A 15,495-nucleotide genomic window follows, 5' to 3' on the forward strand; every position below is an offset into this window, starting at 1 on the left:
TCACACGCAACGAATCGCACAGGCGGGGGCAGGGATATGACAGAGCGCAGGGCATTATTGATTCTTCATGGCAAGCAGGCGCTCAACGAGAACGTTCGCGCTGCCGTCCAGCGCAAGCGCAAGCACGGCTGGACGCTGGATGTGCGATTGACCTGGGAGGCCGGCGACGCCGCACGGCTGGTGACTGAGGCGCTGGCCGCCGGACACCGGCAAATCATCGCAGGCGGGGGAGATGGCACCCTGCGTGACATCGCCGAAGCGCTGGCACTGGCCGAAAGTGACGCCAGCCTGGTCATTTTGCCCTTGGGCACGGCCAACGATTTTGCCCGTTCGGCGGGCGTGCCGCTGGAAATCGAGCGGGCGCTGGACCTTCTCGACGTGCCTGCGCGCACCGTTGACATGGGCTCGGTCGATGGCCAGCTGTTCCTCAACATGGCCACCGGCGGCTTTGGCAGCCAGGTCACTGCCAGTACCTCGGAGGACCTGAAAAAGGTCCTCGGTGGCGCGGCTTATCTGTTTACCGGTCTGTCGCGTTTCAGCGAGCTGAAGACCGCCTACGGCGAATTGAGCGGGCCGGATTTCCACTGGCGTGGTGATCTGCTGGCCCTTGGCATCGGCAATGGCCGACAGGCGGGGGGCGGACACCCGTTATGCCCGGAGGCGCTGGCCGATGACGGACTGCTCGATATCAGCATCCTGCCCGCGCCCCAGGAAGTGGTCGGCACCCTCAAGAGTCTGCTCGAAGGCGGCCTTGGGATCGACAACCTGTTCGTTCGCGCCCGTCTGCCATGGGTGGAGCTCAAATCCGCGCAGGGGCTGGACATCAATCTGGACGGTGAACCCCTGCGCGGCGAGAGTTTGCGCTTCGAGGCCAGGCCTGGCGTATTGCGCATTCACCTGCCGGCGCACTCGCCGTTGCTCGGACAGGCGAACAGACTTGCCTGAGCCTTTAGCAGTCCGGCTTGCCGGTGGCGGCGGCCTTTAAATCGCTGCCGCCGGCAAGCCATGCTGGTACGGGGAGTGCGGTGACTTTCAGTCGCAGATCGCTGTATCAATCATCCAGACTGATGATCTGCTCTCTCACACAAAACAACACCAGGCCCGCCACATCGAAGATCTGCAAACGCTTCATGATCTGTGAGCGGTGGGTTTCGACGGTCTTTACGCTCAGGCTCAGGCCGTTGGCGATTTCCCGGGTCGATTTACCCCGCACGATCAGGCGCAGGATTTCCAGTTGGCGCGCGGTGAGATTATGGTTTTCTACCGGCTCCGGTCTGCTTGACTGCGCGCTGACCAGCGCTTGATTGATCACTGTGTGGGCGATGGCCGGGCTCAGGTAGCGCTCATCGTTACGCAAGGCATCCAGCGCCTGTTCGATCTCGGTGCCGGTGGCGTCCTTGAGCAGATAGCCATGCGCGCCGCCTTCCAGGGCGCGCATGATCAGGTGCGGGTCGGTGTGCATGGACAGGATCAGCACTTTGCTATTGGGCAAGGCTCGGTGCAGACGCTCCAGCGCGTCCAGTCCGTTGCTGTCTTTCATGGAAATATCGAGCAGGATGATGTCCGGCTCAAGCTCCAGGGTCATCTCCAGCAACCGCTCGCCGTCGGCCGCTTCGCCGATGACCTGATAGCCGGGAATATCGCTGACCAGCGCGCGAACACCCGCGCGAATCAGGGCGTGGTCGTCGACCAGAAGAAGGGTGCAGGTCATGAGTGCTTTCTTATCTCAGCGCGTTCGCGGGCGCGGGGCGCCCAGGGGAACAGGGCGCGGATGTGGGTGCCTTGACCGGCTTCGCTTTCGACGGTCAGTTGCCCGCCGAGCAATATCGCCCGCTCGTGCATGCCGGCCATTCCGCGCTGGCCTTGCTGGCCGGGATTGTCTGCCGGGGTAAAGCCGTTTCCGTCATCGCAAATGTGCAGCGCCAGCCCCTCGGGACGACGCTGGATACGCACCAGCAGGTTTTTCGCCTGGGCGTGGCGCAGCATGTTGGTTACGGCTTCCTGGGTGATCCGGAAGGCCGCCACCGCCATTTCTTCGGGAATGCCCGCCAGCCGCTGCTGGCACTCAAGGCTCCAGAGAATGGGCGTGTCGACCAGCGTGCGCAGAAGATGGGCGCGCAGACTGGCTTCCAGCCCAAGACTGGTCAGTTGCCGGGGATTGAGAATGGCCGAAACGTCGCGCACCTTTGCCAATGTTTCATCGAGTATGTTGTTGAGCATGCTGCAATGCGGCAGCAGATCCGGCGCAGCCCGTCGTTGCAGCCAGTCACTTTGCAGTTTGGCGGCCGTCAGCATCTGACCGATATCGTCATGCAGTTCACGGCTCAGGCGGTGACGCTCCTTTTCCTGAACCTGGAGCATATGATCGGCCAGTTCCTGAGGTTGGAACTCAATGGTCCGGTCGGGGCGGCTCATGCAGTAGCCCAGACTTAGGAATGCCAGTGCATTGAGCAGTGCCAGTTGCCACGGCTGGCCGATGGCAAACAACCAGGCGCCGGTATTGCACGCCATTGTCGCCAGGCATGACACCGCTGCCCATCGAACCGCTTTGTTCGAATTCATGGGCCGTAACTTGGAGGTCTTGTTGCTGCCATGCATAGCGGATGAAGCCGTCGGGTAAATGTTGCGGATGCCTGAAACACATGAGGCCAGGCTGCTTTCGGAGGTCAACAGCGCGCATGCGCCTGTTGACCTTTTACCTGCGTAGAAAAACCAGGGTCGACTTAATGGCAACTGGATATGCAGTGAAGACTTGTCACTTTCCTTCGCGGCGGCAGATCTTACCTTAAATAGCGAGGCAATTAAGCCTTAAGTGTGAATAAGGGCTTATCGATAACTGTCTGGTTAGTCAGGAATAAGTTCTGGAACGATGGTGCTAAAGTATGGCGGCATAAACCGTTCACACTACCCGCTGTGCACGGCTGAACTTTTGCCTGTGGGTTGCCAAGTTGCGCTGCAACAGCGCGTCACGTCCATGTCGCAATGGATAATTAGCAGGGCACAGAAGGGTCGATTTGTCGTTTCAGGTAGCCCGCCACGGCGCTGGTGTCGGTAGCCAGCAGGGGCTTACACCTGACCGGCGCCCAGCGGACCGGGGTGTCCTTCCACGTTGATATCCGGATGGCTGAGCGTGCGCCTCACTGGCCATTCCACGGCGCTTGCCTGGGTGCTTTCGACGGCGCCGATACCGCAGCAGCAGCCGAACTGCTCGAGCAATTGCTGTTGCTCGGTTTCATCAAGAGGCAGTAACCCGGTCAGCGGATCGACCAGTTCGATCTGCCATGACAGCAGTGACAGGCATTGGCGCAGGGACGCCAGAGCCCTGGGCTGCAGGCGCCCGGCAGCGCTGGCGAAGTACAGCAGATAGCGCAGTTGCCGAGACAGCCCGGCAATAGGCGCAACGCAGGCAGCATCGGCGCGGCCGGCGATCTGCTGCAGCGCTCCGAGCAGGCATTCGATCGCATCCCTGTCATCACTGATCAGTTCCAGATGACTCAGGCATTCATCCGCACGGCCCATGAGTTGGTGAGCGTGGCTGAGAAAATCACCGTGCAGTGCATGCCATTCATTGCCGTTCAGCATGTGGAATCTCCACTCTTCATGGACTGCGATCCGATGTCGCAGCGGGCGAGTGGCCCAACGTTAATGTCGAAGGCAATTAAAAGTCTGTAGGGCATTTCTGAATGTTGTTGATTGTTTGCAGTCGACTCGATCCGGTCGTATGCAGTGCCCCATGCGGCAGCCCGAACTGTCACGTCGGTTATCGCTGCTTTGACGGGGGGATCGAGGGATTCCACGAACGCGACCACGTGTCTGACTCCATTCATTCAATGAGAATGGCGTCACAATAATGGCTAATAGAAAGCACGAATATCAGGTTTGCCCTGATTGTGATTAAGGAATACCCCTAGAACCTGCAATAGGTTGCAGCAGCGACTAGGCAAAGAGCCACTACTGATGTGACGGTGCAGCCGGCGGGATATGCGTCAGTTAAGCATGATGTTAATGTGATATCAATGATTGCCGCAGGGCATGTTTATTGTCATTAAGGTCTGCACCGGCGCTGCCGATAACGGGTAAGCGGACTCACTAGAACCCTGCTCCAGGAGCAACAGATGGCTGGCATTCTCGACACAGTAGACCAACGTACACAGCTGGTGGGTGAGAACCGCCTGGAAATCCTCATGTTCCGCCTGGCCGGTCGGCAACTGTTCGCGATCAACGTGTTCAAGGTCCAGGAAGTGCTGCAGCTGCCCAAGCTGACCCTGATGCCCCAACGCCATCCGTTTGTCTGCGGTGTGGTGAACCTGCGCGGCCAGACCCTGCCGGTGATTGACCTGTCTCAGGCGATCGGTATGCGTCCTTTGGTACCGGGTCCTGCGAGCACCATCATCGTCACCGAGTACAACCGCTCGGTGCAGGCGTTTCTGGTGGGCGGCGTCGATCGCATCGTCAACATGAACTGGGAAGCCATCCTGCCGCCGCCGACCAGCGCAGGGCGCCAGCATTACCTGACCGCCATCAGCAAGGTCGACGATCAGTTGGTGGAGATCATCGACGTCGAGAAAGTCCTGGCCGAGATCGTCCCCTACAGCGCCAAGGTTTCCCGCGAGAAACTTGAAGACCCGGTGCTGGAACGGGCCCGGGGCCGCGAGGTATTGCTGGTCGACGACTCCAACGTTGCCTTGTCGCAGTTGCGCGATACCTTGTCCCAGTTGGGCGTGAAGATGCATGTGGCCCGCGATGGTCTCAAGGCGCTGAACATGCTCAAGGCCTGGGCCGACACTGGCGAGGTCATGACCGACAAACTGCTGATGGTGTTCACCGATGCCGAGATGCCGGAAATGGACGGTTATCGGCTGACCACGGAGATCCGCAACGACCCACGCCTGCGTGGCCTGTACGTGGTGCTGCACACGTCCCTGTCGGGCAGTTTCAACGAGTCGATGGTCAAAAAGGTCGGTTGCGACAACTTCCTCTCCAAGTTCCAGCCGGACAAGCTGGTGGATGTGGTGCGCGAGCGCTTGATGCTGGATAACTGATCAGGCACGGTTTCGAGCCCCTCGCTGTATGGAGGGGCTTTTTTGCATCTGTACCGATCGTTGGTGTGGCCGCTCGTATAAAGTGACGCCCTTGTGCTCAATCACTTCAAGGACGCGTTCATGCATCTCAGTGCGTTGTATCGGTATACCCTCAAGTCCTGCAAGGCCGAACCGCTGCAACAGGCCAGCTTCGATGAGCTGGGGCTGAGCGGCGACCGACGCTGGATGCTGGTGGATGAGAGCAACGGCCGATTCTTTACCCAGCGCGCCTTGCCGCACATGTCGCAGTTGTCGGTGTCATGCAACGCCAATGGCGGCGTGACGCTGTCGGCGCCTGGCCTGGAGGCGCTGGATGTCCCTGTTCCGCAAGACCTGGAAGCGAACCTGCGCGGTGTCACGGTCTGGCGCGACACCTTGCGTGTGCCCGATGCCGGAGACCAAGCCGCGCGTTGGGTCAGCGAATTCATCGGCAAGCCAACCCGCATGGTCCATGTGCCAAAGGAACGCGCCCGCTGGCTGCCGTCAGGCTACGGTACGGTCGAGGACAAGGTGGGTTTCGCTGATGGTTTCCCGCTGCTGCTGATCGGTCAGGCGTCGCTCGACGATCTGTCGACCAGGATCGGTCGCCCGCAAGAGATGCTGCGCTTTCGCCCGAACCTGGTGGTGGAGGGCGCCGAGGCCTTCGCTGAGGACGGCTGGAAGCGCATTCGCATCGGTGATCTTGAATTTCGCCTGCTCAAAGGCTGCTCGCGCTGCATCCTCACCACCATCGACCCCGCCACCGGCGAGCGCAACGAAGACCGCGAGCCGCTGAGCACGCTCAAGACTTATCGGGAGAGGGAAGGCGAGATCTGGTTCGGGCAGAACATGGTCAATGACGGGCCAGGTGTGCTGGAAGTCGGGATGAAGGTCCAGGTTCTGGAGTGAGGCTTGAGCGCTTCAGAGAGTGCTCGGGGCATCATCCTGATGGGGTCCCGAATGTCCTGTAGTCGTTCAGCCTGCCGACGGTGGCGATCTTGAATACACCAGCGCCGGCATGCCCAGCGGCTACAGAACTGCGCAGTCCTTAGAGATCATCAAAGAACCGCTCGTGCCAGTCCACCAGCGGCTGCGGGGCGTTGAGCTTCTGGCCGTAGATCACCGCATAGGACAGCACGTTCTGCACGTACTGGCGGGTTTCGTCGAACGGAATGCTCTCGACCCAGACATCAAAGGCCAGGTGATTCGCGCCTTTGAGCCATTGCCTTACGCGCCCGGGACCTGCGTTGTAGGCTGCCGAGGCCAGCACCCGATTGCCGTTGAACTGCGCATGAACCTGACTCAGATAGGCCGCACCCAGCTGGATGTTCTTGTCCGGATCGAGCACCTGCGCCGGCGAGGCCAACGGAATGCTGAACTTGCGCGCGGTCTCCTTGGCCGTCGCCGGCATCAACTGCATAAGGCCACTGGCGCCGACCCCCGAGCGAGCGTCGTCCATGAAGGCGCTTTCCTGGCGCGTGATGGCAAACACCCAGCTCGAATGCAGGCCGCGGATCTGGGCTTCGCGCACCAGGGTGTCGCGATGCGCCATCGGGAAGCGGATGTCCAGGTCATCCCAGTATTGGGCCTGGCTGATGGTGCGGATGGCCGGGAAGTACCAGCGCATGTCGTACGCCAGCTTGGCCTGGGCGACCATCTCGTCACGGCTGAAGCGACGGGTCACGTGGTACCACTCGCGACGGCCGTTGACCACCTCGCCGCGGTCATAGAACTCCAGCGCCCGGCGCACGCCCGGGGTGTTGCGCACCTTGTTGATGGTGGCCTGGCTGAGCGGCAGCGGCTTGTTGTTGAGCATGTAAGGCGTCTGCGTGCGGTCGGCCGCAAGGAAACCGTAGAAGTCACGCTCCTTCGATACGCTTTTGTACAGCGCTGGCAACAACGGGCTGTTGGGCTGCGACAGCTCCAGCGAGCGGGCTTGCCAGTAGCGCCAGCGATTGGTCGTGGCCAGATCCTGCGGCAAGCGGCGTGTCAGCTCGTAGGCGTCGTTCCAGCGGCCCAGACGCAGCAGCAGGCGCAGGCGCCATTCAGTGACCGTGTTGTCGCGCAGGTCCGGGTCGTACCTGGTCATTATCTCCAGCGCGCGGCCATCGTAGCTGCGGGCCAGGGTCAGGCCGATTTCCTTGGCGATCTGGACTTGTTCTTCGTGGGAGAAACGCAGCACCGGCGAGTAACTGTCAAGCAGCTCCATGGCGCGCTGCGGATCCTGCTTGGCCAGACGCCGCAGCCCCAGACCCACCACGTCGGACATGGCTTCGTCGGCGGGCATGAACTGCCCCTGGTTGTTGACCATTTCCGGCTTCTGCGCGACGGCAATCAATAGCCGTCCTTGTGGCGCGAGGGTGGTCATGCTGTTGACCAATTGATTGGCCAGCGCGTAGTTGCGTGTCTGAGCCGCGAGCTTGGCGCGCTGCCAGCGTTTCTGTTCGGTCAGCTGGCCTTCGACTGCCCACTGGGTGAAGAAGGTGTCGCAGGCGGTTGGCAGGGTTTTGCCGGTCATCCAGATCTTTTCGGCGTTGGCGTAGCCTTCAGAGCGCAGGTTGTGGCTCAGCTGGTAGGAGCCATAGAGGCAGTCGAGCTCGACGAAATTGAGTTTGGGGTCGTAATACTGGACGAACGGTTGCCAGTCACCCCGCGAAGCCAGCAAACGCAACCAGCGCAACTTCATGAAATTGGCTTGGGGCAGGTCGCCGTGATCGGCGAAGAACTTCTCGACTTCCTCATTGCTCGCGGTATTGAGCCGAGCGGTCAGTTCGTCGTAGGCCAGATAAGGCTCCAGCGGATAATCGGCCAGCGCTGAGCCGTACATGCGGTAGGGGCCCGCATCGCCCTTGGCCAGGGCACGCTTGGCTTGATCGTAATAGTCGCGTTGGGTGGTGATATCGACCGCTTGGACGGACTGGGCGGCAGTGGCCGACAGAAGCAGGCAGGACAAAAGGCTGAACAAACGACTGCGCATGAGACTTCCGTGCAGATGAACCGTGAAAAGTGCCGCTAGCTTAGCCTGTTGCCCGCGTGGGTTGAAGCGTTGGCTTGAGGGTGGTCACAGATGGAAACAAACGGTGGTTGTTTTGGGTTCGGGCCTGGCGTGTTGATCCGTCCTCTTGGGAGTTGCCGATAGGGCTTTGGCTAACGCCAGAGCTATTTCGCCTTCGGCAAGTTGCTTGAAAGGACCCCAAGTAACCAAGGGCCCTGGCTCCCGGTTTGGTCCCTCCTTCGTCGGGATTGGGCCGGGCGGCGTGAATGGCGGCGGGCCCGACAAACGCCCGCGGAGTGGGATATACACCCGACCCCGATCCCGGCATGAACCCCCTGTCATCGAATCCCCCAACCATCGACCAGGTATCTCAGGTAGAATGCGCCCCCGGTTTTTGGAGAAGCTCATGACCCTGCTCAAATTCAGCGATGTGTCCCTTGCGTTCGGCGCCATGCCGTTGTTGGACAAGGTGTCCTGGCAGATCGCCCGTGGAGAGCGGGTCTGCATCATCGGCCGTAACGGCACTGGCAAATCCAGCATGTTGAAGCTGGTCAGGGGCGTTCAATTGCCCGATGACGGCAACGTCTGGCGCGCGCCGGGCCTGAAGATCGGCGAGTTGCCCCAGGAACTGCCGGTGGCCGATGGGCGGACCGTGTTCGACGTCGTGGCCGAAGGTCTGGACGGCGTGGGTGCGTTGCTCGCCGAGTACCATCACCTGAGCCAGAACATCGTCACCGCCGAAGACCTCGACAAGCTGATGCACGTGCAGTCGGACCTCGAAGCCCGTGACGGCTGGCGCCTGCAGCAACTGGTCGACAGCACGCTGAGCCGTTTGCAACTGCCGGCCGACAAGACTCTCGCCGAGTTGTCCGGCGGCTGGCGTCGTCGTGTGCTGCTGGCCCAGGCCCTGGTCTCCGAACCCGACCTGCTGCTGCTCGACGAGCCGACCAACCACCTGGATATCGGTGCGATCGCCTGGCTTGAAGAGGCCTTGAAGGAGTTTCAGGGCGCCGTGCTGTTCATCACCCACGACCGTTCCTTCCTGCAAAACCTGGCCACGCGCATTCTTGAACTGGACCGCGGCGGCCTGATCGACTGGAACGGCGACTACGCCAGCTTCCTGGTGCACAAGGAGGCGTCACTGGCGGCCGAAGAAACCGCCAACGCTCTGTTCGACAAGCGCCTGGCGCAGGAAGAGGTATGGATCCGTCAGGGCATCAAGGCCCGTCGCACCCGTAACGAAGGCCGTGTGCGCGCGCTCAAGGCCCTGCGGGTCGAGCGCGGCGAGCGTCGCGAGCGCACCGGCAAGGCCAATATCCAGCTGGATACCGCTGACAAGTCAGGCAAGCAAGTCATGGTCCTGGACAACGTCAGCTTCGCGCATCCAGGTGGTCCGATGCTGATCAAGGACTTCTCGATGGTCCTGCAGCGCGAAGACCGCATTGGTCTGCTGGGGGCAAACGGCACCGGCAAGACCACCTTGCTCAAGCTGATGCTCGACAATCTCCAGCCCACCAGCGGTAGCGTGGAAGTCGGTACGCGCCTTGATGTGGCGTACTTCGACCAGTTGCGCCATCAGCTGGATCTGGAAAAGACCGTTATCGACAACGTTGCCGAAGGGCGCGATTTCATCGATATCGACGGTCAGAGCCGTCACGTGCTCAGCTACCTGGGCGACTTCCTGTTCAGCCCGCAACGTGCCCGCACGCCGGTCAAGGCGCTGTCAGGTGGCGAACGTGCGCGGCTGTTGCTGGCCAAGCTGTTCAGCAAGCCTGCCAACCTGCTGGTGCTCGACGAACCGACCAACGATCTGGACGTCGAGACCCTCGAGCTGCTTGAAGAGGTGTTGCTGACGTTCAAGGGCACCGTGCTGATGGTCAGCCACGACCGGGCATTCCTCGACAACGTTGTTACCAGCACCCTGGTGTTCGAGGGCGAGGGCAAGGTTCGTGAATTCGTCGGTGGTTATCAGGACTGGTTGCGTCAGGGCGGTTCCCCGCGTTTGCTGGGCGTAAGCGACAGCAAGTCGGGCAAGGCCGAACTCAACACCGCCGTGGTGGCTGCAGCGGCGCCTGCTCCGGCAGCGGTTGGCGAAGCGCCAGTGGCCAAGAAGAAGCTCAGCTACAAGCTGCAGCGTGAGCTGGAAGCATTGCCGGGTGATATCGACGCCAAGGAGCAGCAGATCGCAGCCGTTGAGGCGCAGATCGCCGATGCGGGTTTCTATCAGCTTGCGGCGTCCGAAACCGCCAAGGTGCTTGCCTTCCTTGAGCAGTTGAATAAAGAGCTGGACGTGCTGGTTGAGCGCTGGGCTGAACTGGACGAGTGATTCGTTGAGTCGGTTGCAACAAAAAGCCCGAGCCCCTTCAAGGGCTCGGGCTTTTTAGTACAGCGCCGGCACCGCCGTTTGCTGTGGCGTTTGCAGCGGCCTAGTCGACGCGCTTGACCAGACGCACCGCCAGCACGTCACACGGCGCGCCGTGCAGTACGTCATTGGCTGTAGAGCCCAGCAGCAATGACAGGCCGTGGCGGCCATGGCTGCCGACGACGATCAGATCCACGTGGTTCTCCTTGGCAAGGTTGTGGATTTCCTGACGAGGCTGGCCGTAAGTCAGGTGACTGTCGCCGGTTTTCACGTCAGGGTATTTGAGTTTCAGGGCTTCGAGTTTCTCCTTGGCTTGATCGAACTGCTGCTGTTGCAGTTGCGAGAGATCCATAGGCACGTCGCCGCCAAAGGCCATGGCCATGGGTTCGACGATGTGCACCAGTGACAGCTTGGCGTGGGTGCCCAGGGCCAGGTTGATGGCTTTTTTGATTACCGGATCGCACTCTTCAGTGAGGTCCACGGCTACCAGGATATGTTCATAGGACATGGGATGTTCCTTCTGAGGTCTGCGATGGTTTTGATTATGGCTCTTTTCACGCGCCTCATGGCACGCCGATGTGTTTTGCGCGCCGCTACCTGCGGCGGGGGCATACACATATGACGGTGTGGATAGTGCTGTCAATCATTGCCGTGGTCTTGAGCCCTTTGGTATGGCTTCGGCCATCGCGTTCCCAGAGCGGTCGGATGGCCATGCGCATGGAGGCGCGGCGCATGGGGCTGGCGATGCAGTTGATTCCACAGGACTGGCCGCACTGGCTGCTGGTCCAGCCGCCAGGTACATGCGCGCAGTACCATCATCCGCGCCGCGCACGCGAGCCAGACACCTGGGTGTACTGGCAGATGTCTCCCGGGCAGTGGGTCAACCAGTGGCGCGAGCCCTGCGAGGATGCGCGTTTGCTGCCGCACCTGCAGACCCTGCCGGGCGACGTCTACAAGATCGAGGCCGGCAGGCAGCTGATTGCACTGTATTGGGCAGAGAGAGGCGAGACCGAGGTGTTACAGCGCATTGGCGCAGTGCTCAAGGCGCTGGCTTAACGACGGGATAACGCCCTGAGCCGAATTCCAGGCATTAAAAAGCCCGATAGCAACATCGGGCTGGGGTTGGCCAGGCAGGCCGTAATAGGTGATGCTTTGCGGTGCAATACCGCAAAAGACGTACTAAATCGTTTCACGTTGAATCCCGAAAACGAACCGTCTTGATGCGCAGTGCGCTGAATGTAGACCTTATTGGTGCATTTGTCTGCTGCGGATCCAATTATTTCTCGAAATTCTGGCGCCGGTCGTCGCTTCCCGCATACGCCTGCGCCTTGCCTGCGGTTGCCGCAATCATCAGCTTGAATGCTCGCCTATCAAAAGCGTGTTTTACCTGCGTTTTGCCGGTTTTGCCCGCTGTCGGGTGAATTGACAATTGCTGGAATATGCCTGAAGGTAGGCGCACCCAAATCAAACGGGCGTATGAATTGAGTGTTTGCCGCAAGAACACTCTGACAGACGCTCGAAGCGTGTCGACGGGGTGCCTGGCGTTTGGTGTGCGTATCGACGGAAACGTCGTGTCCTTCGCCGGATTTCAGCGTCTGACGCGTATTGTTCAGCTTCCATATCGTGGAGATCAGTTGATGATTTACGAAGGTAAAGCCATCACGGTTAAGGCTCTTGAAAGTGGCATCGTCGAACTGAAATTCGACCTCAAGGGTGAGTCCGTCAACAAGTTCAACCGCCTCACCCTCAACGAGCTGCACCTGGCTGTCGAAGCCATCAAGGCCGACGCCTCGGTCAAGGGTGTCATCGTCAGCAGCGGCAAGGACGTTTTCATCGTCGGCGCCGACATCACCGAATTCGTCGAAAACTTCAAGCTGCCGGACGCCGAACTGGTCGCCGGTAATCTTGAAGCGAACAAAATCTTCAGTGCCTTCGAAGACTTGAACGTGCCGACCGTCGCTGCCATCAACGGCATCGCGCTGGGCGGCGGCCTGGAAATGTGCCTGGCAGCGGATTTCCGCGTCATGTCCGCGACCGCCAAGATCGGTCTGCCGGAAGTCAAACTGGGCATCTACCCGGGTTTTGGCGGCACTGTGCGCCTGCCACGCCTGATCGGCGTCGATAATGCCGTTGAGTGGATTGCCTCGGGCAAGGACAACCGCGCCGAAGACGCCCTGAAAGTGGGCGCCGTGGATGCCGTTGTCGCGCCTGAAAAACTTCAGCAAGCGGCCCTTGAACTGCTCAACCGCGCGATTTCCGGCGAGTTTGACTTCAAGGCCAAGCGCCAGCCCAAGCTTGAAAAGCTCAAGCTCAACGCTATCGAACAAATGATGGCTTTCGAAACCGCCAAGGGTTTCGTCGCCGGTCAAGCCGGTCCGAACTACCCGGCGCCGGTCGAAGCGATCAAGACCATCCAGAAAGCCGCCAACTTCGGTCGCGACAAGGCGCTTGAAGTCGAAGCCGCCGGTTTCGTCAAACTGGCCAAGACCTCTGCCGCGCAGAGCCTGATCGGTCTGTTCCTGAACGATCAGGAGCTGAAGAAAAAGGCCAAGGCGTACGATGAAATCGCTCGCGATGTGAAGCAGGCCGCTGTACTGGGCGCCGGCATCATGGGTGGCGGTATCGCTTATCAGTCGGCTTCCAAAGGCACGCCGATCCTGATGAAGGATATCAACGAGCACGGTATCGAGCAGGGTCTGGCCGAAGCCGCCAAGCTGCTGGTCGGTCGCGTTGATAAAGGTCGCATGACGGCGGCGAAAATGGCCGAAGTGCTCAACGGCATCCGTCCGACCCTGTCCTACGGTGACTTCGGCCACGTGGACCTGGTGGTCGAGGCTGTCGTCGAAAATCCAAAGGTCAAGCAGGCGGTCCTGGCTGAAGTGGAAGACAAGGTCAAGGAGGACACCATCCTGGCGTCCAACACCTCGACCATCTCTATCACCTTGCTGGCCAAGGCCCTCAAGCGCCCGGAAAACTTCGTCGGCATGCACTTCTTCAATCCGGTGCACATGATGCCGCTGGTGGAAGTGATTCGCGGTGAGAAATCCAGCGAGCTGGCGGTCGCCACCACCGTTGCCTACGCCAAGAAAATGGGCAAGAACCCGATCGTCGTCAACGACTGCCCGGGCTTCTTGGTCAACCGCGTGCTGTTCCCGTACTTCGGCGGTTTCGCCAAGCTGGTCAGCGCCGGTGTGGACTTCGTGCGCATCGACAAGGTCATGGAAAAATTCGGCTGGCCGATGGGCCCGGCCTACCTGATGGATGTGGTCGGCATCGACACCGGTCATCACGGTCGTGACGTCATGGCCGAGGGCTTTCCGGACCGCATGAAGGATGACCGCCGTTCGGCCATCGACGTGCTGTACGAAGCCAAGCGCCTGGGCCAGAAGAACGGCAAGGGCTTCTATGCCTACGAGGCCGACAAGAAAGGCAAGCAGAAGAAAGTTGCCGATCCGTCGGTGCTCGAAGTGCTCAAGCCGATCGTTTACGAGCAGCGCGAAGTCACCGACGAGGACATCATCAACTGGATGATGATCCCGCTGTGCCTGGAAACCGTGCGCTGCCTGGAAGACGGCATCGTTGAAACCGCCGCCGAAGCCGACATGGGTCTGGTCTACGGTATTGGTTTCCCTCCATTCCGTGGCGGCGCGCTGCGTTACATCGATTCGATCGGTGTCGCCCAGTTCGTTGCCCTGGCTGACCAGTACGCTGATTTGGGCGCGCTGTACCACCCGACCGCGAAACTGCGTGAAATGGCCAAGACTGGCCAACGGTTCTTCGGTTAAGCGTCCAACACTTGAGCGAGAGTGAAATTTTATGAGCTTGAATCCAAGAGACGTCGTGATTGTCGACTTCGGTCGTACTCCGATGGGCCGCTCCAAGGGCGGCATGCACCGCAACACCCGCGCCGAGGACATGTCGGCGCACCTGATCAGCAAGCTGCTGGAGCGCAACAGCAAGGTTGACCCGGCCGAAGTCGAGGACGTGATTTGGGGCTGCGTCAACCAGACCCTGGAGCAGGGCTGGAACATCGCGCGCATGGCGTCGCTGATGACCCAGATCCCGCACACTTCGGCAGCGCAGACGGTCAGCCGCCTGTGCGGCTCGTCCATGAGCGCGCTGCACACCGCAGCCCAGGCGATCATGAGCAACAACGGTGACGTGTTCGTCATCGGTGGTGTCGAGCACATGGGCCATGTCGGCATGATGCACGGTGTCGATCCCAACCCGCACATGTCGCTGTATGCCGCCAAGGCTTCGGGCATGATGGGCCTGACCGCTGAAATGCTCGGCAAGATGCACGGCATCACCCGGGAAGCGCAGGACGCCTTCGGTGTGCGTTCGCACCGTCTGGCGCAGCAGGCAACCGTGGAAGGCAACTTCAAGGACGAAATCATCCCGATGCAAGGGTATGACGAGAACGGTTTCCTGAAGATGTACGACTTCGACGAGACCATCCGTCCCGAGACCACCCTGGAAAGCCTGGCGGCCCTCAAGCCTGCCTTCAATCCAAAAGGTGGTACCGTGACCGCGGGTACGTCCTCGCAGATCACTGACGGTGCGTCGTGCATGATCGTCATGTCCGGCCAGCGTGCCATGGACCTTGGCATTCAGCCGCTGGCGGTCATTCGTTCGATGGCAGTGGCCGGTGTCGACCCTGCAATCATGGGTTACGGTCCGGTTCCGGCAACCCAGAAAGCTCTCAAGCGCGCAGGTCTGGGGATCGCCGATATCGACTACTTCGAGCTCAACGAAGCGTTCGCCGCACAGGCCCTGCCAGTGCTGAAAGATTTAAAAGTGCTCGACAAGATGGACCAGAAGGTTAACCTGCACGGCGGCGCTATCGCTTTGGGTCACCCTTTTGGTTGCTCGGGAGCGCGTATTTCCGGCACATTGCTCAACGTCATGAAGCAGAAGGGCGGCACCTTGGGTGTAGCCACCATGTGCATCGGCCTGGGCCAGGGCATCACAACGGTCTTTGAACGCGTCTGACTGATGTGAGTGTGCAAGCCGGGGCCAGGTGCCCCGGCTTTTGTTTTTCTCAAGAAATGTTTTTTGAATTTTTTTTGCGTCGATTC

At 60.3% G+C, this 15,495-nt stretch carries 12 protein-coding genes; 7 read left to right on the forward strand and 5 right to left on the reverse strand.

Annotation, left to right across the window (positions count from 1 at the left end; translation table 11 throughout):
* Window positions 1-36 precede the first annotated feature (36 nt).
* Window positions 37-945 (forward strand): lipid kinase YegS, encoded by a 909-nt coding sequence (gene yegS / locus ACI2KS_RS13015; RefSeq protein ID WP_404620777.1) that lies wholly within the window; start codon window positions 37-39, stop codon window positions 943-945.
* Between the two features lie 106 nt (window positions 946-1,051).
* Here yegS and ACI2KS_RS13020 read toward each other — a convergent pair whose 3' ends face one another.
* The 3 genes from ACI2KS_RS13020 to ACI2KS_RS13030 form a co-directional block, all read right to left on the reverse strand.
* Window positions 1,052-1,711, reverse strand: coding sequence for a response regulator (locus ACI2KS_RS13020; protein WP_404620779.1), 660 nt, complete (start codon window positions 1,709-1,711; stop codon window positions 1,052-1,054).
* A complete protein-coding gene (locus tag ACI2KS_RS13025) occupies window positions 1,708-2,598 on the reverse strand; it encodes a sensor histidine kinase (protein WP_404620781.1) in 891 nt (296 codons plus the stop codon). The genes ACI2KS_RS13020 and ACI2KS_RS13025 overlap by 4 nt, the downstream gene beginning before the upstream one ends.
* Before the next feature lie 468 nt (window positions 2,599-3,066).
* Window positions 3,067-3,582, reverse strand: a complete 516-nt coding sequence (locus ACI2KS_RS13030; protein ID WP_404620783.1) for a hypothetical protein — start codon at window positions 3,580-3,582, stop codon at window positions 3,067-3,069.
* 533 nt (window positions 3,583-4,115) lie between these two features.
* Here ACI2KS_RS13030 and ACI2KS_RS13035 point away from each other — a divergent pair.
* The gene (locus ACI2KS_RS13035; RefSeq protein ID WP_404620785.1) at window positions 4,116-5,042 is read left to right on the forward strand and encodes a chemotaxis protein CheV; all 927 of its coding nucleotides are present in this window, start codon (window positions 4,116-4,118) and stop codon (window positions 5,040-5,042) included.
* A 120-nt stretch (window positions 5,043-5,162) separates the two neighbouring features.
* On the forward strand, window positions 5,163-5,969 hold the full coding sequence (locus tag ACI2KS_RS13040; RefSeq protein ID WP_404620787.1) for an MOSC domain-containing protein: 807 nt from the start codon (window positions 5,163-5,165) through the stop codon (window positions 5,967-5,969).
* Window positions 5,970-6,108: 139 nt separating this feature from the next.
* Here the strand turns inward: ACI2KS_RS13040 and ACI2KS_RS13045 are convergent, their stop codons facing one another.
* Window positions 6,109-8,037, reverse strand: a complete 1,929-nt coding sequence (locus ACI2KS_RS13045) for a transglycosylase SLT domain-containing protein (RefSeq protein ID WP_404620789.1) — start codon at window positions 8,035-8,037, stop codon at window positions 6,109-6,111.
* Window positions 8,038-8,461: 424 nt separating this feature from the next.
* On the opposite strand from ACI2KS_RS13045, the gene ACI2KS_RS13050 reads away from it, so the two are divergent.
* Window positions 8,462-10,381, forward strand: a complete 1,920-nt coding sequence (locus ACI2KS_RS13050) for an ATP-binding cassette domain-containing protein (RefSeq protein ID WP_404620791.1) — start codon at window positions 8,462-8,464, stop codon at window positions 10,379-10,381.
* A 100-nt stretch (window positions 10,382-10,481) separates the two neighbouring features.
* Here the strand turns inward: ACI2KS_RS13050 and ACI2KS_RS13055 are convergent, their stop codons facing one another.
* Window positions 10,482-10,925: a universal stress protein gene (locus ACI2KS_RS13055; RefSeq protein WP_404620793.1), complete on the reverse strand. Its 444-nt coding sequence runs from the start codon at window positions 10,923-10,925 to the stop codon at window positions 10,482-10,484.
* A gap of 110 nt (window positions 10,926-11,035) precedes the next feature.
* On the opposite strand from ACI2KS_RS13055, the gene ACI2KS_RS13060 reads away from it, so the two are divergent.
* The 3 genes from ACI2KS_RS13060 (at window position 11,036) to fadA (ending at window position 15,409) form a co-directional block, all read left to right on the forward strand.
* A complete protein-coding gene (locus ACI2KS_RS13060) occupies window positions 11,036-11,473 on the forward strand; it encodes a hypothetical protein (RefSeq protein ID WP_404620795.1) in 438 nt (145 codons plus the stop codon).
* A gap of 581 nt (window positions 11,474-12,054) precedes the next feature.
* Window positions 12,055-14,202 carry a fatty acid oxidation complex subunit alpha FadB gene (gene fadB / locus ACI2KS_RS13065; RefSeq protein ID WP_404620797.1) on the forward strand — a complete coding sequence of 716 codons (2,148 nt, stop codon included), beginning with the start codon at window positions 12,055-12,057 and terminating at the stop codon, window positions 14,200-14,202.
* 31 nt (window positions 14,203-14,233) lie between these two features.
* Window positions 14,234-15,409 (forward strand): acetyl-CoA C-acyltransferase FadA, encoded by a 1,176-nt coding sequence (fadA, locus tag ACI2KS_RS13070; RefSeq protein WP_404620798.1) that lies wholly within the window; start codon window positions 14,234-14,236, stop codon window positions 15,407-15,409.
* Window positions 15,410-15,495: the final 86 nt, after the last annotated feature.

Source organism: Pseudomonas sp. NPDC087358 (genome assembly GCF_044900785.1).
Taxonomy (GTDB): Bacteria; Pseudomonadota; Gammaproteobacteria; order Pseudomonadales; family Pseudomonadaceae; genus Aquipseudomonas.